Annotated in this window: 8 protein-coding genes and 1 tRNA gene; 5 read left to right on the plus strand and 4 right to left on the minus strand. The window is 53.1% G+C overall.

Annotated features, from left to right (window positions below):
* Positions 1-14: 14 nt before the first annotated feature.
* On the minus strand, positions 15-15,959 hold the full coding sequence (locus MFFC18_RS01610) for a putative Ig domain-containing protein (RefSeq protein ID WP_075084892.1): 15,945 nt from the start codon (positions 15,957-15,959) through the stop codon (positions 15-17).
* Between the two features lie 365 nt (positions 15,960-16,324).
* Between MFFC18_RS01610 and MFFC18_RS01615 the strand changes: the two genes are divergently transcribed.
* The 4 genes from MFFC18_RS01615 to MFFC18_RS01630 all read left to right on the plus strand — a co-directional run bounded on the left by MFFC18_RS01615 (position 16,325) and on the right by MFFC18_RS01630 (position 21,822).
* On the plus strand, positions 16,325-17,344 hold the full coding sequence (locus MFFC18_RS01615) for a UbiA-like polyprenyltransferase (protein WP_315852536.1): 1,020 nt from the start codon (positions 16,325-16,327) through the stop codon (positions 17,342-17,344).
* Between the two features lie 127 nt (positions 17,345-17,471).
* Positions 17,472-18,617 (plus strand): aminofutalosine synthase MqnE, encoded by a 1,146-nt coding sequence (mqnE, locus tag MFFC18_RS01620; RefSeq protein ID WP_075084890.1) that lies wholly within the window; start codon positions 17,472-17,474, stop codon positions 18,615-18,617.
* A gap of 125 nt (positions 18,618-18,742) precedes the next feature.
* Positions 18,743-19,843 (plus strand): hypothetical protein, encoded by a 1,101-nt coding sequence (locus tag MFFC18_RS01625; protein WP_148618589.1) that lies wholly within the window; start codon positions 18,743-18,745, stop codon positions 19,841-19,843.
* Between the two features lie 89 nt (positions 19,844-19,932).
* Positions 19,933-21,822 (plus strand): sensor histidine kinase, encoded by a 1,890-nt coding sequence (locus tag MFFC18_RS01630; RefSeq protein ID WP_075084888.1) that lies wholly within the window; start codon positions 19,933-19,935, stop codon positions 21,820-21,822.
* 41 nt (positions 21,823-21,863) lie between these two features.
* Here the strand turns inward: MFFC18_RS01630 and MFFC18_RS01635 are convergent, their stop codons facing one another.
* The 3 genes from MFFC18_RS01635 to MFFC18_RS01645 form a co-directional block, all read right to left on the minus strand.
* On the minus strand, positions 21,864-23,264 hold the full coding sequence (locus MFFC18_RS01635) for a hypothetical protein (protein WP_148618590.1): 1,401 nt from the start codon (positions 23,262-23,264) through the stop codon (positions 21,864-21,866).
* A gap of 132 nt (positions 23,265-23,396) precedes the next feature.
* Positions 23,397-23,993, minus strand: coding sequence for an HNH endonuclease (locus MFFC18_RS01640; protein WP_084417164.1), 597 nt, complete (start codon positions 23,991-23,993; stop codon positions 23,397-23,399).
* A gap of 67 nt (positions 23,994-24,060) precedes the next feature.
* Positions 24,061-24,136 (minus strand) — tRNA-His (locus MFFC18_RS01645).
* 194 nt (positions 24,137-24,330) lie between these two features.
* Here MFFC18_RS01645 and MFFC18_RS01650 point away from each other — a divergent pair.
* Complete coding sequence (locus MFFC18_RS01650; RefSeq protein WP_084417163.1) at positions 24,331-25,788, plus strand: Gfo/Idh/MocA family protein; 1,458 nt, start codon at positions 24,331-24,333, stop codon at positions 25,786-25,788.
* The last annotated feature ends 122 nt before the right edge of the window (positions 25,789-25,910 follow it).

Consider the following 25,910-nt stretch of genomic DNA (forward strand, 5'->3'; position numbering starts at 1 on the left):
ATTGTGCAGAAGGCCTATGGGCCCACGTCTGGTCTCACGGTCACCTCGTCAAACGGGATAGAGATACTGATCCCGATTGAGGCCTCAGCTGATCCGGAAATGTCTGGGCCGTTGCCTCGTTGGATCACGGAGGCGCCAACTCCCGTGTCACCACCATTGAAAAATGGAACGCTTGCTCCCAGTCCAAAGCCCTGAATCGTTGCTTGGGCCCCAAATGAGAAGTCGAAACTTAGTCCCAAGGTTTCCGCGAGGCTCTTGAAGCGGCCTGTAAGACCGAGCGATATTCCGGCTGAGAGACTTGCGCTGAGGAAGGCTCCGTTAAACTGAGCGCCCGAGTTTCCAAAGAATGCTGGCGAGTACAGCGTCGTATCTCCAAACGAAAACGATGACAGGACGGACGCGAATTCTGAAGGCAATGCATTGATTTGTAAAGCTTCATCGACTGCGGCATTACTGGCGCGTCCGAAATGGTCTCTCGAATTGTCGAGAACTGCGTTTGCTTGCCGGTTGTTGCGTCGTTTGTTTTGAGCTTCGCGGGCCGAAAAGCTCTTTCCGAAGGACTCGGCCAATACAATTGTTAACGCAACGCCTGCACGATTGGTTTGAAGGTCAGCATCGCTTTGCAAAAGTCCTATGGTGACTGAAGCATCGTCGAGACCAAGAAATTTCATCGTGACCGTAACGGTGTCGCCTTCAAACTTGATCGACTCTCCCCGAGCGATTCCGATCGCACTTACAAGACCCTGCCCCAAACCGATCGCGATCAAACTGCTGCGGATTTGGTTTGTCTGGATTTGCTCAATTAAAGTCGTCAGCCCAGTTGGGTCAATCGTGTTCCGGGGATCGTTAAGTGCGTACGCGTAGTCGTAGCGAGTTGCCGGTTGGAACGGATCGCCCTCGACGGGGTCCCGGCTGATAAATCGCCCTGTCGACGTGTCGTAGTAGCGAGCTCTCAGATAGATTAGCCCACCCGAAGCGTCCATCTCTTCGCCCAGGAATCCTCGCTCAATTCCTGTTGGCAGATCCTCGATCGACACCCCAAATCCGGAATAGTCGATGGTTTGCGAGTCGTTGCCGTTTTCGCTGGTGACAAAGCGGACCGAACCGATGTCGTCGGTATGCAGAAATCGTTGCTCGCCGTTTCGTGTTTCGGCAAGCAAGCCGACTCCGAATGTGGTTGTTGACAATGTGTTCCCTGAAGCATCGTATGTTTCGACGACTTCCGGTAACTGGCCATTGGAGTCAAAAATGAAATACCGTTGCACTCCATCGACAGTCTCAGATACGCGAATTCCATCGACATTGTACTGGTACTGTGTTGTTTCGGTGATCCCGTTCGTGATCCTCCGGACTTCAACTAGCCGTCCAAGTGAATTGAAGTCGTATTGAGTCTGATTGTTACTGTCGACAAACTCAAGGATCAGGTTTCCGTTGGAATCGTATTGGAATGCTGTCGTGACAGAGCCCTGAACCGTTTCAGTCAGACGGTCGCTTGAATCGTAGGTGTAGGCAATTGATTCACTGCGCGAGTCGTTCAGAATCAAGCGATTTCCATTGCCGTCGTAGCTGTAACTGATCTCAAAGTTTGGAGACTCTGCGACAAAGTGCTGTTCAAGAATTAGCTGGTCTCGATCGTCATAGCTATATTCGATTGTACTCATGCCATCTCGAACTTCCCGAACAATCAAGCCGCGATCGTCTCGAGTGTAAACCAGAGAGAGCACCGCGACGCCCGAATCATCAAGTGTTACGATTGACTTGATGAAACCAAATGCATCGTAAGAGATCGTTTCGGTCGTGCCATTGGCTCGATCGGTAGTAAACAGTCGACCAAATTGGTCGTAAGAATAAGTGACCAGAACGTCACCATCTTCGACAACTGTTTCAAGACGTCGCTGAGAATCGTAAGTGTACTCTGTTTGTGCACCGGGAGTCGAAACGCTGGCGATTAGCCCGCTGCCGTTGTACGCATACTCGATGAACCCGCCTGTTGGGTCATCGCGTCGTAGCAATCTGCCCTGGTCGTCGTAAGAATAGGCTACCTCGCCGAATGACTCGAAAACGCGCGACCGCCGGCCCTGTTCGTCGTATTCGATGCTGACCTCGTTGTTGTCACCGTCTGTACGACTGGTGATCTGCCCGAAATCGTTGAATCCAAATGACAGTTCACTACCATCGGCATTTGTGCTTTCGATGAGTCTGCCAGATGAGTCAAACCGGTCCTCAAGTCGACTGCCATCTGGCCGGACAACCGCCGTGCGACGTCCAGCATCGTCGTACTCGTACCGAGTCGTGTTTCCGTTGGCGTCCGTCGTACTCGAAATCAGCCCAAGTTCGTTGTACGCAAACGTGGATTCGAATCCTTCGCCATCTCGAGTCAACGACAAGAGTCCATCGTTGTTGTAGCTGTACTCAAACACGACATTACCGGACTGGGTGACGCGAATGAGCTGTCCGACAGCATCATACTCATATCCAAACACACCGGTGCTGGTATTCGTTACGCTCGTGACTTGGCCAAGTTCATTGTATGTGAAGTCAAGATTGTTTCCGTTGATCGTTTGCCGAGTCGTGTTGCCCAGAGCATCTTTCTCCGCGATGGTCGAGTCGCCCTGGACGCCAGTCAGCCCATTGAAAGCAGAATTGGCGTCAAAGTCAGCATTGAAAATCTCTTCGTCACCAACGTTGGCACTGACCAATCTTCCAATGTCGTCGTAAATAAAATCTGTTTGGATTGGCTCTGCGTTGTTGTCAGAGTCACTGGTAAATCGGGTCACTGGCCGACCCGCAGCGTCAAACTCAAACGAGGTGATGCTGCCGTCAAAGCCCTCGATTCTGTTGAGCAATCCAGTCGATTCATCCAGCTCGGAGTCGAAAATGGTCAGTCCCGCCACGGTCTCTGATTTCGCCGTGCCATCAGCAAAGAACTCGCTGGTTGTTTCCACGCCAAGAGGATCGATTTGTCGGATCAGGTTCCCAAGTTGATCGTACTCAAATTTGGAAAGCCCTCCTTCGCCGTCGGTGATCGACGTCGGATTTCCATTGGCGTCGAAAGTTGTCGACGATGTGCTTGCCGTCTCGCCATCGGTTCCCAGCACTTCCGATATGGTAATCTGGCCATTGGCATCGTGCGTGAATCGCTGAACGATGCCTTCCGCTGATGTCATCTTGACCAATCGGCCCAAGTCGTCGAAATCTGATAGAAATGTTCGTCCCAACGCGTCTGTGGTCTGGATGGCATTACCTTGCTGGTCACGAACCAAAGTCGTTGTGTTACCTGCCGCATCCGTTGCAGCGATCAGGTTTCCACGATCGTCGTATTCGAATCGAGTCGTTGAGCCCAATGCGTCGGTCATCGAGCTGACCTGGTCGAAACCGTTGTACGTGTATGAGTTCACGTTCCCCATCGGGTCGGTCGATTGCAGGGCGTTTCCGCGACCGTCCAGAACAAGCGTTGTTGTGTCGCCCAAGGCGTTGGACGTCGAAGTCAAATTGCCAAACGCATCAAACGTTCGAACTGTTCGATTGCCCAAGCCGTCTGTCGTTGCAACTGGATTGCCCAACGAATCAAACTCGATAAAGCTCGTTCTGCCAAACTGGTCGGTAACTTCTTGCAGTCGGTTCTCAGGATCGAAACTCAACTCAAGCTCATTGCCGTTGACATCGAACGTGCGGTTGAGTCGACCGTCATCATCGTACTCAGTGCGCAACACCTCCTGTCCCAACGGATCCGATATGCTTGACAGAAAATGGAAGTGAGTTGCATCGTATTGGTAGTCCACTGAATTTCCATTGCGATCTGTAACACGTACAAGGTCACCGACTGTGGAATACTCATAGTCGACCGATTCGCCTGCCGGATCAACAATAGACGTAATTCTATTCCGGTTGTCGCGTTGAATCGAAATCAACGACCCGATCCCATCGCTCTCAATGCCGTCGTCTGTAAAGTTCAACGCGTTGCCGTTGCGGTCAGTAGCCATGTCCAACAAGCCTGTGGCACCATTAATTCGATAGACGATTCCACTGTCGGTTGTCAGTTCATAGGATCCGCCAAAATTGGGCGCTGCTGGGTTGTAGGGTATGTTGCCCGGTCCGTAGAGTTCACCACGTTCGTTGACTTGAAGGTAGCCGTTGGCGCCAGTCGATAGCGTCGCGGTGACTCCTGGATCAGGCGTGAAATGCGGACGTGCAACAACAAGATCATCGCCTCCCAAACCCGGCAAGACTCTGATATCTGGGTTGAATGTGAATCCTTGGCGGCCTTCTCCGGGGATATTCAGGTACACCTTCACGCCGGGACGAAAGGCAGAGTAAATTCCGATGTCTTCGAGGCCACTCTTCGGCAGCCCAACCTGCAGGTTTGTGTCGCGGAACTCAAGTCGCCAGCCGTAACCGAACTCTCCTTCAACGTCGGCCTGTAAGGTGTCATAGACTCGCGTGATCTGGATCGGAATGCCAGCGACCGGAACCACCATGTCGGTGAACTGCAACTGGAAATTACCGAGCTTCAACTCGCCAGCCAAACCAACGTTTTGCTCGGCAACATTCATAACACCGTTGCCCGATTCGACCTCTAGACGCAAAACGTATTCGTCGTTGCGTAACAGCGATGTGTCCCAAACGCCAAGCTCGCCGTTCACAACCGCAGTGTCGCTGGTGGTGATCGTCGTGAATTCTGAATCATCGAAATGGCGATAGGACAACGTATACGAACCGAAGTTCTCATGGTTTGCCGTACCAACGATCGATGCGAATCCAACAACCGTTCCGGCTTCTGCTGGGCTCGTGATCGCTGCGGTTGGAATTTCTTCGGCTCCAAGGCCCGTCCAACCTTCTGGATAATCGAAATCGACGTCAATGGATTTGGTCGTGACGTTTCCGTTGACGTCGACGGCGGTTGCGACCAAGTTGATGTTGTTGAAGATGTAGTCTTCAAATTCAAAGGCAGCCTGTCCATTGGCGTCGAGCGGAATGTCGACGCCATTCGCGGTCAGCGTTAACGACGCAATGCCGACATTGTCGGTTGCTCTTGCGAACACCCGAATCGGACCCTGCCACGGCAGAATGTTTCGACCGTCTTCGTTGTTAAGATCGGAAAGCAGCAAGATCGGAGCAACGGAGTCTGCGACGACTTCGAGCGTGAACGATTGAGTCGTTGCGCCGCCACGCGGGTCGGTGACACGGACTTCGAAGTCATGCGAGCCAATCAAATCATTGTTGGTAGCCCAGCGAAGGCGGCCGAAGGTGTCGATCGTTGCGCCGTCTGGTCCGCTGATCAACTCGAATTGCAACGGATCAGAATCGGCGTCGTTGACCAACAAGTCGTATTGGAATTCTTCGCCAGCGAAGTGCTCTGCGGGCGCGAAACTGTTGGTGACCGGTACGCGATTCTCTGCGAGCACGTCCAATTCAAACGATTCAATTGAACTGGCACCACCGGCATCGGTCACAACCAACGTCACCACGGATTGCCCAGTCTGTCCTGCTACCGGAGTCCACGAAACGAGTCCGTTTTCATCAACGGCCAAGCCAGCAGGTCCGCGGCTAACGGAGTAGGACAGAGTTGTGCCTTCCGGATCGTTCGCTGTGATCTGATATTGATAGTCGCTGCCTACGGATGTGAATCGAGGAGCCTCTGATTCAATCTGTGGCGGCAAGTTCACGACGCCATCGCCAACCAAAACAGAAAACGCTTGCGTGGAAGCGCCGCCGAATCCGTCGCTGACTTCGATGATGATCGTTTGTTGGCCCAGCTGCCCCGCGGTTGGCGTCCAGTTAATTTCGCCGGTTGTTTCCGCGATCGAAACGCCGTCTGGTGCTTCGAGCAATCGATACGTTAGCGGATCTCCTTCGGCGTCACGTGCGACGACTGAGTAAAGGAACGAACCGCCAACGTTGACTTCCGTTGTCGGCGTAGAAGCAATGACCGGTGGGCCGCCGGCACGCGTTACTTTAAGCGTGAAAGTTTGAGTCGTCGAAGCGCCATATGGATCGGTGACTTCGATCGTCACATCGGACTCGCCAAGCTGATCGCTAGCGGGAGTCCAACGAATCGTGCCGCGAGACGCGTCGATGCTCATGCCTTGCGGAGCGTTCACCAATTCAAAAGACAGCACGTCGCCGTCAGGATCGTTCACACTCAGGTCGTATCGGTACTCGTTGCCAATCACGGCAGACGACAGAGGACTCGATTCGATAACCGGCGCTCCGATGACAGGCCGTCCGACTACTGAAAGCGTGAACTCGAACGATTCTGTTTCGCCATCCAGGTTGGAGGCCAGCAGCTCAATCGTTTGCTCACCCAAGTCAGCCGAACCGGGCGTCCAACGCAAGGACCCGTCTGGTTCAACGTTGAGTCCCGTCGGACCAGAAACAAGCGACCATTGCAACGTGCGATTCAGCTGATCGGTGCCGCCAACTTTGGCAACGTAGTTTTGGCCAAGGCCGACTTCGGAGCGTGGATCGACGATGATGAACGGAGTTGTCGCTGGCGAATCGTTGGTGACGACAACAGTGAAGGCTTGTGTAACTGCGTTGCCAGCCGAATGGCTGACTTCGATCTCGAATGCGACGTTGCCGATGTCGCCGGAACCCGGATTCCAAAGAAGCCGGCCATTCGCGTCGATGGTCGTGGCTGTTGGAGCAGAAACAATCGCGAAGGACAGCTCGTCTCGTTCCGCATCCTGAACCACCAGGTCATAGACGAATGCTTTGCCGACGAAACCAGATGCTGGAGCAACGCTCGTGATCGCGGGGACCGAATTGGGTGCGGCGACATTGACCGTGAAGCTCTGTAGGGCGATCGAGCCGTCCGCAGCGGTAGCTCGCAAGATCACAATCTGCTCTCCGACTTGATCGATCGTGGGACGCCACGCGACTTGCCCTGTGTTCGGATCGATCGACAGTCCGTCAGGGCCAAGCGAGATGTCATACGCGATCGCTTGATCCGAAATCCCGGTCGCTACCGACGCATATCGAAAGACCTCTCTGGCTTCGACCGTCGTCGGAGCAGTAGAAACAAAATGCACTCCGCCTGTCACAGAAGTGTTCGTTGGCGCGACGACAATATCATTGCCTGTTGAAATCGTATCGGCGGAAAGATCAATCTCCAGTCCGCCGTCCGCGGATTCAACCCATCCGGCCGGCAAGTCGGCTCGTAAGTTATAGGTTCCGGCATCGAGACCCGCGATCGAGAAAACTCCGTCACGGTCGGTCGTCGACATAGGCTCGTCGGCATCGCGAACGCCGTTTTCATTCAGGTCAGCATAGACTTTCCAGTATCCGATTGAAGTCCCGTCTTCGGTTTGCAGCTGTCCCTGGATTTGGCTTGGCGGAAGCTGTGATGCGGCAACGTCAATAGTCGAGTCCGTATTGGCGGCTACGTTCACGTTTTGAAGTTCAACGCTTTCAAATCCTGCAACCGGCGCGACGCGAACGGGATAGTCTCCCGGTAACAATCCGGCGAACTGGAAGTTTCCATCGGCATCGGTCGTGGTTTGGATTTCGTCCGGATCGGCGAACTGGTTGTCGTTGTCGTCCAGGAACACCAGCCAATTGCCCAAGCCATTTTCAGCCGCCGCGTTGGTGCCGTCGTTCTGGATGCCGTCGCCGTTAGTGTCATCAAAAATGGTTCCAGAAATCTCGCCGCGAAGTTCCGCGACGATCTCAACGTCAAACGTCTGCGTCGTCATTCCGCCACGACCGTCTTCAACACCGATCGTGAACGAGTGAACGCCCGCATTGGCCAAACCCGGAACAGGAGTCGGGCGCGTGCCGGCGGGAGTTAGTAGTCCTGTGTTCTCAAAGGAGGAATGATCGCGGACGGAAATCGTATTGTCGTCTTCGAATCGGTAGTCGAGCACGATTTGATCGTTGTCTTCGTATTGCCGCGTTAGTCCTTCCTGAATTTCCGCAGCAGAGCGGGCGACATTCCAGATTCGATAGTTGTCGATCGTTGCGTAGGTTTCGAAACCGCTGATGCCTTGCCCAACTTGCGAGTCAAAGCCAGTGAAATGCAAGGACTGCGGCGCGATTTCAGATGCAACTGCTTCTCCATCGACAAAGATCGTAGCCTCGCGTGTCGCATCGTCAAATGTGAAAGCAAAGTGATACCAGCGATCGGTCTCGGCGACAAAAGGAGTCACGATTTCAAAACCTTCTCCATTCTCATAGTCAAATTCCAGAACCAAATCCTGGTTGCCACGCATTTGAAGGTGATAGGTGAACGGACCATAACCAAAGTTGGCTTGATAGTCCTGCTTGATCAAAGTCATCCGCCCGTTGCTGGCGGTCAACTCGTGAAAGTTGTACCAACCCTCAACCGAAATGTTTTCCGGCTGAAGTGACTCGTCAGCCGGTATGGTAATGTTTCCTTGCGTATACACGCCCCCATAGCCAAGTTGAATCGCAGCGTCGGTTCTACCATCCCACCGTAGCAACCCCGTTACCGGATCAATCGTCGCGCCTTCTGGCCCATCGATGATTCGATAACGCAACGAATCGTTGTCGTCATCGATCGAGTTGACCTGGTATTCGAACGATTCGTTGGCTCCAATCGTAGCCACTGGTTCCGTCGCGATCAGCGGTGCAGAATTTTCGGTGGATGGCTGCACGTCGATGATGAACTGCTGAGTCGCAACGCCACCATTGCCATCGTTGGCTTCAAGGGTCACTGTGTGCTGGCCAACTTGATCGGGTGAAGCAGCCCAAACTACTTCACCTGTGGTGCTGTCGATGAAAAGGCCGCCAGGACCATCGACAACTGAGTACTCAAGATCGTCACCATCGGGATCGATTGCATCCGCGTCGTAGCGGTAGACTTCGTTTGGATCAAAGCGATTGAAGATCACGCTGGCTGTATTGTCGCCAGAGTTGGCTACGATCAAGTCGACGCGGCCATCTTCGTCCGCATCGGCAGTCGTGACACGTGTCGGAGTATCACCAACGGCGATCTGCTGAGCTCGCGCAAATTGACCGTTGCCCAAGCCGTAGTGCACACTCAAGACGTTGCTTTCAGGAAGCGTGATCGCCAGATCTACATTGCCGTCGTCGTTGAGATCGACAACTGCGACGTCGCTTGGAGCAGATTCGGTAGAAACGTAAATTGGCGCGTCCACAGGCTGGAAGCCTATTCCACCGACGATCATCACGCGATTCGTTTCAGGAAGAGTGACAACAGCGTCAATTGTGCCGTCATTGTTTGCATCGGCAAGTACAAACTTACTCGCTACATCGCCGAGCGAAACCGCCACAGGTGCATCCAGGGTTGTCGATCCGTTGCCAGTGAACACCCAAAGAGCGTTGTTGAATTCATCCAAGACAACGACATCCTGATCGCCGTCGCCATCAATGTCTGAAACTTCAACGTCAACCGGAGCACCATCGACATCGAAGTCGACGACGGCGTAGCCAGATTCCAAATCGCCAGTCAAAACCGAGATCGAGCTTCCGGCGCGGTTTGCGGTAATCAACTCCAGCGTTCCGTCACCATCCAGGTCGGCTGCAGCAACGGTTTGCGGCGCACGTCCAACCAAAACATCCTTTATCCGCGTCAGTCCACCAAGATTGTCACCCACGAAAATCTTCAGCCGATCGTTGTCTTCATTGATCGCCAGGACTTCTTCGTTGCCGTCGCCGTTGAGGTCAACGGTCAGAACATCAACCAAACCATCGCGCGATCCGTAGAGGACATTGAGTTGACGGCTGATAAAAATGCTCGCTGTACTTGGTCGCATAATTAAATCCAGGTGCCCGTCGTGGTCTATGTCCGCAAACTGGGGATCTCCGTAGTGGCTGGCAAAGTTATACCGTTCCGGTTTTGCAAAAGTTCCGTCGCCGAATCCCAAGTTGATGTTGACCACTTCAGAGCCGTGAACGCGAACCAGATCGAGATTTCCATCTTCGTTGAAATCAATGAGCTTCGTCAGTTTTGAGCCATAGAGATTGATAGGCGTGTCAACATAAACGAAACTCGGATTTTGAAACGTGCCGTCGCCGTTGCCCAAGTGAACCATGTTGCCGTTGCCACTGAAAGTGACCAAGTCCAGGTGACCATCTTTATTTACATCTCCCGTATGTGATGCCAACTCAAGTGAAGTAATCGGTTCCACCTTTTCGTAGACCAACTCGAAAGTTCCGTCGCCCACGCCACGATACGTTTGCAATCGAGTGATGTTGTCTGCTCGTTCGAAGTTTACAAAATCGACGATGCCATCCTCATCGAAGTCTCCGATATCCATTGCGAGTCCAAGATTGGCCTCCAGGTCGATCACGTAGGAGAGATTGAATGATCCGGGATCGGCCGGATCGTTAAGCAGGGTCTCGACAACTCCATAAAGTCCAGATTTGGTCATGAAGTCCTGGTAACCATCGCCATTGAAATCTGCGATTCTGGCCACTGCGGAGCCGTATTGATACGCTGCAGTCAATTCAAGATAGGATTGCTCGAACGTTCCGTCGCCATTTCCCAACAGGACTTGATGGTATCCCGCGATGGTTCCTGATCCACGACCACCGGCCGCCATCATGATGTCAAGGTTTCCGTCATTGTTGAAGTCGGTCAAAACCGCGTGATCACCGACGCGGCCAGGAGTCGCTTGAAAAGGTTCGGCAAACGTGCCATCGCCATTGCCAAGCCTGATCATTCCACCGCCAAGCGTTAACAAGTCGATGTTTCCGTCATTGTTGAAATCACCTGGAACGACTTCGATATCTCCAGCGGCAGGTTCGCCATTGTCGAACGTTCGACCTGCAGCAAATTCGCCCGGTCGAGTCCCCAGCACGACGCTTACGTTTTTGAAAGCGGTCACTCCGTACTGGCCAGTTCCGTTTTCGTAGAACACCAGGTCGGAAATCCCATCCCGGTTGTAGTCGCCCGACAGGACACCAGCAACGAAGCCGTAGTTGTCCTGGTTGTCCTGGTTTGGCTGTCCATTCGGATCGATGGCTCCGAAGAATCCGGTGTCCGTAAAGAATCCAGTTCCGTCGTTCAACAATACTCGTGCTTCATCTGGCGAATCCCCCAGCGCCGAGCCAATCGTTGAGCCGATTAACAAATCCAGGTCTCCGTCGCCATCAATGTCGATCGGCCGATCGCTTCCCGCCGGGTTGCCAGCTCCATAATGCTGCCTGTTGAGGGTGGCTTCCTGAACTTCTGATTCAAATCCGTCGGCAGTTCCTTTGACAAGATAGTAATGTGAGTCAGAGTACTGCGTGTAAAACAGGTCCAGAAATCCGTCTCCAGTAAAGTCGGCGACTTGCAATGCCTGGTAGTAGGAAAAGCCGCCTTGGGGATACGCACCAATTACATCCGTTTCGATGAAGTTCGTACTGCCGTCGTTTGTCAGAACTTGAATTCCCCTGTCGCCACGGCGAGCTTGAACAATATCTTTGTCTCCATCGCCGTCGAGATCGAGGATCTGGAACCCGCGGCTTGTGTCGTTGCGAATAAAGGTATACGAATCGTCTGGATCAGAGTTTAGGCTGACGAACTCAGCAAATGTTCCGTCACCATTGCCCTCCAGCCATCCAATGTCGTCAACGAATTGTCGCCGGCCGACCAAGTCCAGGTTGCCATCTTGATCCAGGTCAACGACTCTGAAATCGCTAATTCCTGATCCCTCAGACGTCTCGACGGTCGACTGAAAGGTTCCGTCACCGTTTCCAAGAATCGTGTAGAGAGCAAAGAAAGGAGTGCCGCTAAACGACTGTGTATATCGGCTCCACACCAAGTCCGCTGTGCCATCACCATTGAGGTCGGCGACCGTAAAGTTCTCGAAAGGAAGCTTTGCTGTGAAATTAAATTGCTCAACGATGATCGGCTCACCAAATCCACCATCGCCGTCACCGAAGTTAATAACGACATTGTGAAAGTATCCATCGCGAGTCACGTTTGACCGGTGGTAGGTCAAGGAAGCCAAGTCAAGGATTCCGTCGCCGTTGAAGTCAGCCTGGTCGAGACCAAATATGTCGTTCACGTCAGTGCTGTTGATGAACGACGGCAAACCAACATCGACGTTGTAGCCGCCTTGAATGACGTTGCCCGTTTGTTCCGGTTCGCCGGTTGAGTAAGTCGTTTCGTCGTCGAAGCGCTCGTTTCCAGTTCCCTCGTGGACGCTAACAGTTTGATCATCGGAATTGATCGTGACGATCCGCGGGCCCTGGAATCCGCTGATCACACCGACGCCGTTTGGATTGTCTCCTGTGGCCAACGTCGTGATTTCAAAACCGCTTGAAGCTGTTGCTTCAACCACTGGATCGGTTGTGAACACGGGTGGGCGATTCTGGAGCGACTCGACGACTTCGACAGTGAAGGTCTGTTCCGTGAAGAGTCCAAACGGATCGGTCGCGCGAACCGTAATGCGATTGTTGCCGATGTTGTCAGCCGTTGGGTTCCAGGAGAGTACGCCACTGTTTTCATCGATCGAAACGGCTTCATTGCCACGTGTGATGTTGTATCGCAGAGCCTGTCCTTCGTCCGGATCGATGGCGATGGCGGTGTAGCTGAGTTCACTCCCGGCTTCGACGATCGTTGGCGGAGTCGATGAAAATCCAGTCGGCGCTGAGTTGACTTCTGCCAGCAACGTCAGTTCAAACTGGAACTTTTCGTTGGCTTCATTGAGCCATTGGAAGTCACGCGTTCTCGCCGTATCACCAGGAGCAACCTGTCCGGTTTCTGAAGTCACGTCGATGTAGAAACGCCCGTCCGGCAATCGCCCATCAGGCTCGATGAAAGCGATTTGTACGTCAGAGAGATTCTTGATCACGGCCAGAATGCGACCGGAAACTGCGATGCGTCCGACATTGGTCAAAGCGATGTTCGTGAACAGGGCGTCGCTCTGTTCGTTAAAAGAAGTTTGACCGAAACGGGCCGTGAAGCTTTCGGTGACGTCTTGCAACAACGTGAAGTCCACCGGGGAATTCGTTTGACGGTTGTTGGCGAATGAGGCGCCGAGCGGAGTGTCAATTTCGGAAGCACTGGTTTCGATATTCGAAATCGTGACTTTGGTTTGCGTGTCGCCGTCGTTGTTCACCAGTCGGAAAACCAGATTCGCTACCGTTCCTTCGGCGATGTGAGACAGGTCCAGCGTAACCGTATCGCCGGCCAGGATCGTGTTGACGCCAACCGCGGCAGATTCGCCTTCGGTCAAATTGAAAAACGCTTCGCGGTCGGAATTGAATCCATGCACCAATGGCTGACCATTGATATCAACGAGCGCGACTTCGAAAGCATCATTGACAAAGTTCGCGGCGGTATCGAATTCGGGTGCAAACTGAAAGCTCAGAGACTTTGCATCTGGGCCGACAACGACCTCGCGAGATTGCGTGCTTAGGAAGTCATCATTCTCAAATAGCGTCAGCGTATCTGTCGCGTCGCCAACGGTGACATTGAATGACTCGGCAGCGCTTCCGCCGTTCCCGTCGCGGACTCGTACCGTGAACGCAAAGGTTCCTACTGCAATCCTGCTGGCCGGAGACCACTGGATCAGGCCATCATCAGAAACGGTGGCTCCGTCGGGTGCTGAGGTAAGATCGAATGTCAGCGTGTCCATTGGTACGTCGCTGTCCGTTGCAACGGCTTGTATGGAAATGCTCTGTCCGGCTTCGATGGACATGTCTTCGATGGATTGAAGCACGGGCAAGACGTTCGATTCATTGACGATCACACGAAATCGCTGAGAATCCGACAGGCCTTCGGTGTCGCTGACTCTTACGTCAATGTTGAAAAAATCGACGGCTCCGGCGTATTCATTTGGCGTCCAGCGGAAGATTCCCGTTTCGGGGTCGAGCGAAGAGCCAACGGGTCCGCGGATCAGTTCAAACACCAGGTCGTCATCATTGCCGTTGGGATCGGAGGCAGTCAGTCGAATTTCCAACGGTTCCTGTTCGTCGATCTCGCGGTTTTCGATATAATCCAAAACCGGTGTTTGATTGTCGATCAAAACTTCGAAGGATTCGGATACCTGCCCGCCTTTGCCGTCAGCAACCTGAACGATGAATTCGAACGGATCGCTGCTGCCGAGTTGAGCCGCCGACGGCGTCCAGGAGATCTCGCCGCTGTCAGAAATTGTCGCTCCAGTGGGCGAATTGGTCAGCGAGAACACCAGTGTGTCATTGGGTCGATCGGGATCATTGGCTAATGTTTGAATCGAAAGAGACGCGTCGCGCGCGATGGTCAGATCATTGATCATCTCAATCGATGGATCACGGTTCACCTCATTGACGACGATTCGAAACCGTTTCTGATCGTAGAGTCCATCGGTGTCGGTGACTTTTACATCGATGTTAAAAAAGTAGCCGCCCGAAAACTCATTCGTTTCCCAGCGGAACTCGCCAGTGACCGGGTCGAGCGTGGCATTGATCGGAATGCGAACCGCTTCGTATCGCAGTTCATTGTTCGGCGTGTCGGCATCGGTTGCCGTCAGGTTGAAGGCGACCGAATCCAGCTCGTCGATCGTGCGATTCTGAATCGGATCAAAGACCGGAGCTTGCTGGATCGGCGTTTCATTGATGGTGATGTTGAACTGTTCGATGTCGCTGCGCCCGGTCGAATCCGAAGCTCGAATGATGACCTCGAACGGGTTGTCGGGCGTGGTGGTCGACACCTGACGTCTGGTGACGCGCACATTGTCGATCAACCCGCCGAATCCGGGCGTTGTGCCGCGGCTTTTGCTGCGAAACTGAAGTTCTGTTTGATCACCGGAGAACTGTGAAAGGTTCACCGTCACGGTGCGAAAGTTCGTTGAGCTGTTGTTTGTACCATCGTCGGAAATTTCGCGAATGACGTTGCCGTCCCAGAGGATTTCGATCGCGTTGGTTTCCGCGTCGGCGCCGGCACGAGGCGAGAAATCGAATGTCAACTCATACAGATCGCCTTCTACGGTGTTAAACGATCGAGCAATCCCGTTGCGACCATCAAGCTCCAGATGCTGGCCTCCTTGAGAGGCCGGACCCACCGCGGGGTGGTTGTGTTGGACTTCCACTGCCCTGGCTGTCGCGTCCCAACCGGAAACTCGATTGAAGAACCCGTAGTCCCCGCTGGCAACATTCACGTCTTCAAAGCCCGCGAAGACGATCGTCTGTTTGGGACCGACAACCGTTTCGGTCTCACGGTTCTCTGTCGCCGTGATGTTTTGCTGGGAGGCATTCCAAAGGAACCTTCCAGTGTCAGGATCGAGCGCTGCACCGACAGGAGCTTTCACCAGCTCGAATTCAACGTCGGAAGCGTTCGTGTTTGGCGGAAGCAAGTCTGCATCGACGTTGACCGATGCATCGATTTGAACTTCCTGGTCTGGAATATTATCAATGGCGATTGGATTCAGTTCTGCGGTGACGACAACGTCATCCATCAATCCACCGAGTCCACGGCCTCCCGAGAACTTGCTGCGAAACTCAAGTCGACCTGCGGTCGATCCGCCATCGATCGGCAAGTCGATGCTGACCGCTTGAAACTGCGTTGTGCTGTTGCCAGTTCCGTCGGCGGCAAGCGTCTCAACGACGTCGCCATTCCAGACGACTTCGATCGTGTTTTCGTTCAGGCTGGCTCCTGCTCGCGGCGAGTAGTCCAGTTCCACGGTCAGAGCGGCGGCCTGGATGTCGTCGATGTTGACGAAGATTCCGTTCTTGCCATCAAGCTCCAAATGCTTTTGCCCTTCTGACGCCGGACCGACAGCGGGATGGTTGTTCTGGATTTCCACGGACCGGGCCGTGGCTGTGAATCCGGATACGTTCTGGAAGAAGGCAAATTGCCCAGCGGAGACGTTGGCGTCTTCGAATCCGGCTTGAAAGAGAACTTCGCCAGCATCGCCGTTGAGCATCATGCGTGGCTCAAGTTGATCGATCTGCAGATTCGTTTGCTGTGAGTTTGGCTGGAACTTGCGACGATGCGAATCGGAAGAGATCCGCGAAGATACAAAGATGGATCGGATCGCGTCGGAAACGGCTTTAAGAGCGCTCATTAAAATCTGACTCGTATTAAATTGTCATTTTGTTTTGCGGCGTGACCGATCGACGGAGGGCCAACGGAATCCGACGGGAGGGAGAGTCGGGACAGGAATCGGCGTTTCCATCGTAGTGACAAATGAGCGATCTTCTTGCCACCAGATCGGCGTTTTGTTCGGCAAAAAGCGGAAAAAACCTATCACGGAAAAATCGGAATTGAGTGAGAAAATGCCGAAATGTTGGTTTGTCGTGGACGTCGAGATGAAAGATTTCTCAGGGACGATACGGATCAGGAATGGCCGCGTCACGCAAGTCTGGGAAAGGTGTCCATGTTTTCACCGTTGTTCGTTCCCAAATGGACCGGTTATCCTTTGCGGAATTGGTGGCAGCACATGGACATGTCGATTTGCAATCGCAGCTGGAAGTCTTGCCACCTTACCTCCAGTCGCAATCTTCAAAACCGCGAAGCAAGAACTTGCTAACTCAACTTAAAAAACTGCTGGAGATGATCCGCTTCAGCCACACGATCTTCGCGTTACCTTTTGCGTTACTCGCGGCGTTGATGGCTTGGGTGGCCCCGGTTGGTGATGCGCCGGAAGTAAAGTTCAACTGGTTTCACCTTGTTGGAATTTTGATTTGCATGATCGGTGCCAGAAGTGCCGCGATGGCGTTTAACCGATTGGTAGACCGAAAGATCGACGCGCTCAATCCGAGGACAGCGAAACGCCATCTGCCGGCGGGTGAGCTGAGTGTCGCTTCGGTGACGACTTTCACGATTGGATCGTCGTTGATCTACTTTCTTGGAATGATGCTGTTTCTTCCCAACTGGTTGCCGTTAGTACTTTCGGTTCCGGTGCTGCTGGTTCTGTTTGGCTACAGCTATACAAAACGCTTTACTCCACTGGCACATTTTTGGCTGGGGCTGGCGTTGATGCTGGCTCCGATATGCGCTTGGGTTGCGATTCGCGGGCTGGTGGTGATGAACAATCCAGCCGACGTTACCCCTGCGGTTTTGATTGGCCTGGCTGTTCTGTTTTGGGTGGCTGGCTTTGACATGATTTACGCCTGTCAGGACTTTGAATACGACAAGCAAAAAGGTCTCAAGAGCATCCCGGTGATGTTGGGCGTTTCAGGAGCCCTGCGTCTGGCAGCGGTTTGTCACGCGGTGATGATCGGACTGCTGGTGGCTTTGCCGCTGGCGTCAAAATTGATCGGCCCGGATTTGCAGCTAGGTGTCGTCTATTGGATTGGCGTTGCGGCAGTCGCGGGCTTGTTGATCTATGAACATTCTTTGGTGCGACCAAATGACCTGGACCGTGTCAATCTTGCGTTTTTTAACGTCAATGCCGTGGTCAGTGTTGGGTTATTCGTGGTCGTGGCGATAGACTTGTTGGCGATCTGATGTTGGAGCGGTTATTCGTTTGGCGTCGAAAAGGGGCAACGGCGTCCAGCCTTTGATCGCGGCGATGACAGGCTGAAAGTCTGGCTCTCCAAAAATGCAAGTTCTCCATAATCAAAACTGAATTCTCATGATTCACACCGTTCATCCAAAACTGAATCCCATTCGCGAAAAAGTCGAAGCCGGCGAACGCCTGACGCTCGACGACGGTTTGCTGATGTACGATCCGGAAGTCCCCGTCAACGACCTGGGGCAGCTTGCCAATCTGGTTCGCGAACGCAAGAACGGCAACAAAGCCTACTACAACATCAACACGCACCTCAACGCAACAAACGTCTGCGTTTACCGTTGTATCTTTTGTGCGTTCCGTAGCGATTTGCGTAGCGACAAAGGCTACGCGATGAACGACGCACAGATTTTGGCTCGCGGAAAAGAAGCCGTCGAAAACGGATGTACCGAACTGCATGTTGTTGGTGGCTTGCATCACCAACGCAAGTTCGAGTGGTATCGCGATCTGTTGAAAATCATCCACGACGAGTATCCGAAACTGCATCTCAAAGCCTGGACTGCGGTCGAGATTAACTGGTTCGAGTTTCTGACGAAGCGGCCGACGGCTGAAATTCTGGAAGAGCTTCGCGAAGCAGGACTTGGCAGCATGCCTGGTGGTGGAGCAGAGATCTTTCATCCGGAAGTCCGCGATCAGATTTGCGAACACAAAGCCGACGGCAACAACTGGATCCACATTCACCGAACGGCTCACAATCTTGGTATCCGCACGAACTGCACGATGCTCTATGGACATGTCGAAAAGCCACTGCATCGAATCGATCACCTGATGCGCTTGCGAGAGCTGCAGGACGAAACGGGCGGATTTCAGACCTTCATCCCGCTGGCCTTCCATCCAGAGAACACCGGGTTGGATCACATCAAGAAACCAAGTGCTGTCGAAGACTTGCGCACCATGGCGATAAGCCGTTTGATGCTGGACAACATCGACCACATGAAGGCTTACTGGATCATGTTGGGCATCGGTACAGCGCAGACCGCTCTTTCTTACGGTGCTGATGACCTGGATGGAACCGTTCGGCATGAGCTGATCTATCACGATGCGGGCGCAACGACGCCTGAGTTCCTCTCGGTTGAGAAGCTTGAGAACCTGATCCGCGAAGCCGGTCGCGAGCCTGTTGAACGCGACACGATCTATCGTAAAGTCATCCGTAACAGCAGCGATCCCACGGACTGGCAGATCGGTGAAGAAGTCGAAGTCGCCGTTTAGGTGCTTCGATTCGCTATTTGCGGAAATGGTGAAATAGCCGGCACCAATGCGATCGAAGCTCTGCCGCGATCCAACAGATTTGCGCCAGCGCCATGTTCGCAGGATCGTTTTTTCATGGAAGCACGATGCCGCTGAAGAATCATTTCCGCCACCAACAGTATCTGGCTGATGAGCCGAAATCCGTTTGGCGATTTGAGGCCGCAGAGTTTCCCGCCCAGCAAGGCAGCGATGCTTTTGCGGATAGTCTCTCGACTTTTACCAAGTCCGTGGACGAGAACGTGGACGCCATCTGGTTTGTACACGGTACCTTTGCCGGCCACGATGTGCTGGGCTGGTTTGGTCAACTTGAACGCGTTATTCCGTCTGCCGGATCAGTGCTCAAGACGTTTGGCAAGAAACTGACCGATGCGATCGCCGGGGATTCGGGAAACTTTACGCACGCGTTTATCGATCATTTTCACACCCGGGCGGAATCGCGACGTTTCGTCTGGTCCGGGGAGAACACGCACTCGGGGCGCTGCAAGGCCGCGATCGAATTGCTGGACGAGTTGTTGCAGAGAGTCGGCGACGAGCCACGCGTCATGTTGTGGGGCCATAGCCATGCCGGAAACATTGCGGCTCTGATCACGAATTTGATCGGCGCTGAGCCAGCGGTGCGAGACAGGTTTCTGGATCTCGCTGAGCCACTGTTTCCGGTACGCGACGATCGAGTGTGTGCTCTGCAACGAGTACGTGCAGCTTTTGATACGGGCGCGGTTGAAGGTCTCAGGCTCGACATTGTTAACTTCGGTGCACCGGTTTGCTATGGCTGGGATTCCGCAGGCTATCGTTCTCTGCGGCACATCGTCAATCATTCGCCTCAGGCGGAGCAGCCCGAGTGGCTTTCTCCGCTGTTCGGAACCGGAAAAAAGTTTGTTGAAAGTGCGCGGGGCGATCTGATTCAACTGTTGGGAATCACTGGTTCGGATTTTCTTCCCTGGTTACTGAACCGAACGACGCGGGCGGTGGAGATCGAACTGCATCGTTTTCTGGCACCGGACTATTCGAGGCGTGACTGGTGGCCGCGTGCGAAGCTGGGGATGCGTGTCGCAGACGAAGGAGAAACGGTGCTGGTCAAATACGACAACCGGGATGGGTATGCGGCTCAGACTTTCGGCCATTCGGTCTATACCCGGCCGGAATGGCTGGGGTTCCATTTGGAACTGGTGGGGCAGATTTACCGATAGGAGTTGAGCTTGCATTTGTGCTTTGGTGGCTCGGCTTCCGGTAAATCCGGCTACGGATCACCGTCTGAGCCTGCTAACATGGAAGTGCAATGTCCTATCGAGGTATCAAACGTGTTCTTGGCGAGTCCCGACTGGAGCGGAAAATCCGCATCCTGTTTGGTACCTGTTTACTTGCGCTGACGGCAGGTTCTTTCTGGTGGGTCAGCAAGATCACAGAGAATTTGATCCGTGAGAATACTCGCGAGAAAGCTCAAAGCCTGGCAACGGATTCTTTCTTGCGAACGCACTTGCGTGCCGTGAAGTTTCATGAGAGTCTTGAAGGAAAGTCTTCGCGGGATCTTGTCGATTTGCTCGCCAGGGAAGGTGAGGCAAAGACGTCAGTGGAAACTTTGGTGCTGGATGATCGATTCAGACGAAATGAGCTGCCAGCCACCGTTTCGACCGATCCGAATGAGATCGAAAGATTGAAAAGCCTTTCAAAGGTTGCCATAGCGTTCCAGCAGCGTGCCAACTGGTCACGGCTTTTTGGAGACCTGGAGAACCCGGAGTCCATTTCGCTGGAACCGGATGCACGGGAAACAGACGATTTTACGTTTGGTCAGAACTACGTTTTCTACAAGCCCGTGACTTTCAACTCGGTTTGCATCGAGTGTCATGGCGTTGTACCAAAAGATCCTGACGACATTCTGTTGGCAGACCTGGATCGCAAAATGGGCGAGTCCGAAGGCGACGACGTCAAATGGGTGGAATATGAAAAGAGCCAGCTTGCTCCGCCGATGTTTATGCGGGTCACGCTGGACAACAAACAGGCGAAAGATGCGATTACCGACAGTCGCGCCATTTTGATCTCGGTCGCCATCACGACGGTCGTTCTAGCTGTCGCAGCGATTTGGCTGATCGTTCGCTACGTGATCGTGAAGCCACTGAAGCACCTGACCGAAGTCGCTGACCAGGTCCGTGATGGAAAGCTGAACGAGCGTGCGAATTTGAAAACCGGCGACGAGTTCGAAGCGTTGTCGCGGTCGTTCAACAAGATGCTGCACAATCTGATGGATTGGCAGGCGGCGTTGCAGGATGTGAACGAAGACCTGGACAAGAAAGTCGACGAGCAGGCTCAGCTAAACCTGAAGCTTTACGAGATGAACCAGGTGAAGAGCGAATTCCTGGCCAACATGAGCCACGAGCTTCGCACGCCACTCAACAGCATTATCGGTTTCTCGGAAGTTCTCGAAGCCGGTGAACTTAAACCAAAGCAGTTGCGATTTGCTTCGAACATCAAAAAGTCCGGAAGGTTGCTGTTGGATCTGATCAATGATGTGTTGGACCTCGCGAAGCTTGAAGCCGGGATGATGGAAGTTCGCCCAACCGAGTTTTCAATCAATCAGCTCTGTGATCAGATGGGCGATATGGTCCGTCCGCTTGCGGAAAAGAAAAGCATCAAGCTGGTGTATGCGGGCGACGACGATTTCGAGCCTGTTTTTCAGGACAAGATCAAGGTTCGACAGCTGTTGACGAACCTGCTTTCCAACGCGATCAAGTTTACGCCCGAGGGTGGAAAGATCCGATTTTCCGCGACGCGAGTGGCCAATGACATGCTCTCACTGCAAGTCAGCGACACGGGAGTCGGCATCGCGGAATCAGATCAGGAAATCATCTTCGAGAAGTTTCGCCAGGGACCGTCGGCGATCGGCAGTGACGCGTTAACACGCGAAGTTTCGGGCACCGGCTTGGGGCTTTCGATCGTCAAGGAACTGTGCATTTTGCTCGGCGGCAAGATTTCACTCGAAAGCCAGGTCGGCAAAGGCAGTACGTTTACGGTCGTGATTCCGTGGCGTTTAAAAGTACTTCCGCGGATCCAGTCGGAGATCAAACAGACGGTCGATGAGATGGTGAAGACGCAGCGAATCGATTTTGCCCGCGCAAACTTGACGCCTCAACCGCCCGAAGCTGCGACTGAAGAAGTTGGGTTTAACGATTGAAGTTTGGCTTGAGCTTGCCGCTCACATCTACCAAACAGTGCCTAGTCGTCGGAGCCGAACAGGAGCCAATCGACTATCTGATCGGAAACCGATCGCTGTTCGAGTGCGACGTGTTTAACCATGTCAAACTCCAGCGGACCGATGTCAGAATCGACTTCATTGAATTGGAAGAACTGAGCGTTATTTTCTGGCGCACCAGAGAAGCGATCGCGAAATTGTCGTAGTGATTCCGTGCTCAATCGAGCCATGTACCACTGCTCACCATCGTGTTTGTTGATCATCAACCATGGTTTGATGCCATCAACGACTTCAAACTCAAAACTCCCGTCGCTATTGAGTTTGACTTCGCTCTGGTTGGAATCCATGCCGCTGTAGCTCAAGTTTGGTTTGTCGCCTTCAAAGTTTATGACGCCGTGAATCTTCCGCACTTTGCCTTCGCGGATTTCAATTTCGGCGACTGGTTGGCCAAATTCCAGCGTGATCGCAAAGGGTTTTGCCAATAACAGTTTGCCTTTGACTTCGACCAGTTTATTGTCAATCGCGGCTTTATTGACCAATGAAATCCTGCAGTCGCCTGCCCGGGGTGGCAGCGTAAATTTACCGTCAGCATCTGAAACTGCGTGGCCGTAGACCATGTTCTGAGCGATCCTGCTTTGAGACATCTTTTGTTGAATCCGAACGATTTGTCCTTCGACAGGTTCGCCGTCCCGATTCAGCACGACCCCTGATGCGGTAACGCCATCCTGAAGTTTGATTTCGCCAAGATCCTGTACGTCGTCATCAGATTCTGGTTTCCTGATTTTGAATTCTTTGTGCGTCGCAGCAGCATTGTCGCTGCTTGCTGTTACCAACAGTTTTGAGTTCTCGATTACTGTGGCCTCGAAAGTTCCATCTTCCTTGACCGTGCAGTACCGCTGGAAGAGGTTGTTGTAGTCCGGCATCAGTGAGCTCATCTTTTTAGCGATGAAAACCTTGGGTGCCGCTAGTTTCTCGTCCGATTGAGCGTCCGGCATCACGACCTTTCCCTTGATCTTTATACCTCGAACCAGTTTGATCTTTCCAAAGTCGCCTGTGAACGTGCTCAGAGGAGTAAACCCGCGATTCTGATTCAGTTCGAGGTAGCCCTTGGCGGAAACGTTTCGGCTGACGTAGGTTTTGACATTAACTTCAATTGAATTTTCCATATCGAAACTGAACTTGCCATCCTCGAACTCTCCTTCCCAATTTGCGCGTGATTCTGGAATTGAGCTCCATCCGTTCTTCGTGTAATCGTAGATGTTGACTGTGATTTTGAATGCTTCGATCGGCTTGCCGCTGGAGTCGACAACCTGCCCCTTGACTTCGGTGAAGTCAGTTGTTTTTTCTTCTTGCGCAGCGGCGGGATTGCAGAGAATGCAGATCAGGACCAGCAGAGCAAGCAATCGTTGAGTTTGCGATTTCATCTTCATCCTTCGGCGACTGTGATTGATGACAGTCAATATTGTGGAACCTGTGATGATGGGATGCAAGAAAAAACGGCAGTGGAAATTTTGGTTTCCACTGCCGTTGGATTGTCAGGACAATTTTAATTGCCTCTATTCTTCAAGCTCAGCGTTCCAATAGGCGTCGCTGATGAACTTGGCCCAGCTTTCGTGCCGCGTTTCATAGCGAGAGTAGACCGGGTTCCATTTCGGACGAACAGGCTCATGCTTGATCTTCAGGTTCGCCTGCTTTGGAGTTCGATCCGCCTTTCGATGATTGCACTCGATGCAAGCCAACACGCAGTTCTCCCAGGTTGACTGTCCGCCGTGCGAGCGAGGTACAACGTGGTCGATCGTCAGCTCATCCTGGCGAGGCCGCTTGTTGCAATACTGGCACGTGTAACGGTCACGCTTGAACAGGTTGCGTCGACTGAACGGAACTGTCGCAGAAGGCAGTTTGCTGAACCGGGTCAGCGTGATCACTTCGGGAACACAGATCCGTTGCGAAACCGCCTGGATGAAAGGTTCGTCGTTGACGGGGTTAAGCTGTGACCAGTCATCCCATTCATACAGTTGGTAGTTAAGCGGATCGACCACCTTGGCGGACTCGTTCCATACCAGTACCAAAGCCCGCGCGACGGAAGCCACATTTACTGGCTGCCAGTTGCGGTTCAAAACAAGCGTCGGCCGCTGTAGCACTTGCGCTACCATGAAGGGTCTCCTGAACTCTCAAAAATCAATGAAGTCAGTCGCTGTAAATATTATTACCATTTTTCGAGGGTGACCAACCGGAGTTGAACCGGTAGCAACCTGTTTCATACACAGGGGCTCTGCCTGATTGAGCCATTGTCACCAAAAAAATACGACACTTGGTCATGTCCGGGCGAAACGTATCACCCCACTATTGGTTAGTTCAGACGGGCTAAAACCGTATTGGTTCGCATTTAGTGCGAAATGTTCACGTGTCGTTTGCCGTTAACAGGGAGGCTACAATGTGCATGTCGCTGACATTTTGCTTTCTTCAAATTCTCAGAATTTTCATATGACTATGAACACAAACCGACGAAATTTCCTCCGCACGATGGGTGCCGGAGCCGCTGCCGTAACGATTGCCGTTCCCGGAAAACAGCTTTGGGCTGCCAACGTGAACGAAGAAATCAATATTGGATTCATCAGTTGCGGTGGACGTTCCCGCGGCTTGATGGGGCAATTTTCGAAAGTCGAAGGCGTGAATATCGGAGCCGTTTGCGACCCGGACGAAGATCGCATGAAGCAGGTTTTGGAAACGTATCCGAAAGCCAAAACCTTCACCGACATGCGAGAGCTGTTTGCGGATCCGGAAATCGACGCTGTCGTGATCGCGACCTGCAATCACTGGCACTGCCTGGCCGCGATCTGGGCGATGGAAGCCGGCAAACATGTTTACGTTGAGAAGCCTTTGTCGCACACGCAATGGGAAGGTGAACAAACCGTTGCAGCGGCGCGGCGTTACGGAAAGGTCTGCCAGATCGGAACGCAGCAACGTAGCGATCCAATGCAGGCCGAAATCAAAAAGTTTCTGCACGAGGACAAAGCGCTCGGTGAGATCAAAGCGGCGCGTGTGAATCGATACGGAGTTCGCGGGTCGGTTGGCAAGCGTGACACGCCGCTGGAAATTCCGAAGAACGTCAACTACGACCTGTGGCTTGGCCCGGCTCAGGAAGAACCGATCTATCGCAAAAATTTGCACTACGATTGGCATTGGGACTGGAACACGGGTTCCGGCGAAATGGGCAACTGGGGCGTGCATGTGCTGGACGATGTTCGCAACAACATCTTCCAGGATTCGGTCACGGTTCCGAAACGAATTTTCGGCGGCGGCGGTCGCGTGCTCTGGAACGATGCAGCGGATTCGCCAAACGTGCACTTCGTGTACTTCGATACGGGTTCGATTCCGGTTGTGATTGGGCTGTCGAATCTGCCGGACAAAAAAGGTGGCAAGCGAAGCCCGAAAATGGGCGGCCCATCCAGCGGATATGTTGCTTACTGTGAAGGCGGTCGTTTCGAAGGTCGCCGCGCCGGTGGTATTGCTCGTGATCGCGACGGCAAAGTCATTCGCGAGTTCAAAGGCAACAGCGGAGATGTGCTGCATCAAAAGAATTTCATCGATGCTGTTCGAGCCAATGATTCTTCGACGCTCAACGCAGAAATTCAGGTTGGTCACGACAGTACTGGTTGGTGCAATTTCGCCAACATCGCGTTCATGTGCGGTGAGAAGTTCGATCGAGCCGACGCGGACTTGGTCAAGCAAAGTACCTGGAAAACGTTGCTCAAGCAGACCGATGAGCACCTTGCGGCTCACGGCCTTTCGCTCGACGATGATGCGATCAAGCTCAGTCCGATGTTAAACCTGAATGCTGAAGGCCAGTTTGTTGGCGATAACGCTGACGTGGCGAACAAGCTGCTCAAGCGTGAGTATCGCGCGGGCTATGAGGTGCCAGAAATCGCAATGGCCGAAGCGAAGTAGTCTGAGTCAAAGCAAACCGCAGGCTGGTGGTGTAGGCTTCCAGCCTGTGTTTGCATTGAGTGAGTTGGGTTTCCGGCTATCGAGCCGCTGACGTTGGTTCCGAATCTCAGATGAAATGTGAA

This window comes from Mariniblastus fucicola (genome assembly GCF_008087665.1).
Lineage (GTDB): Bacteria > Planctomycetota > Planctomycetia > Pirellulales > Pirellulaceae > Mariniblastus > Mariniblastus fucicola.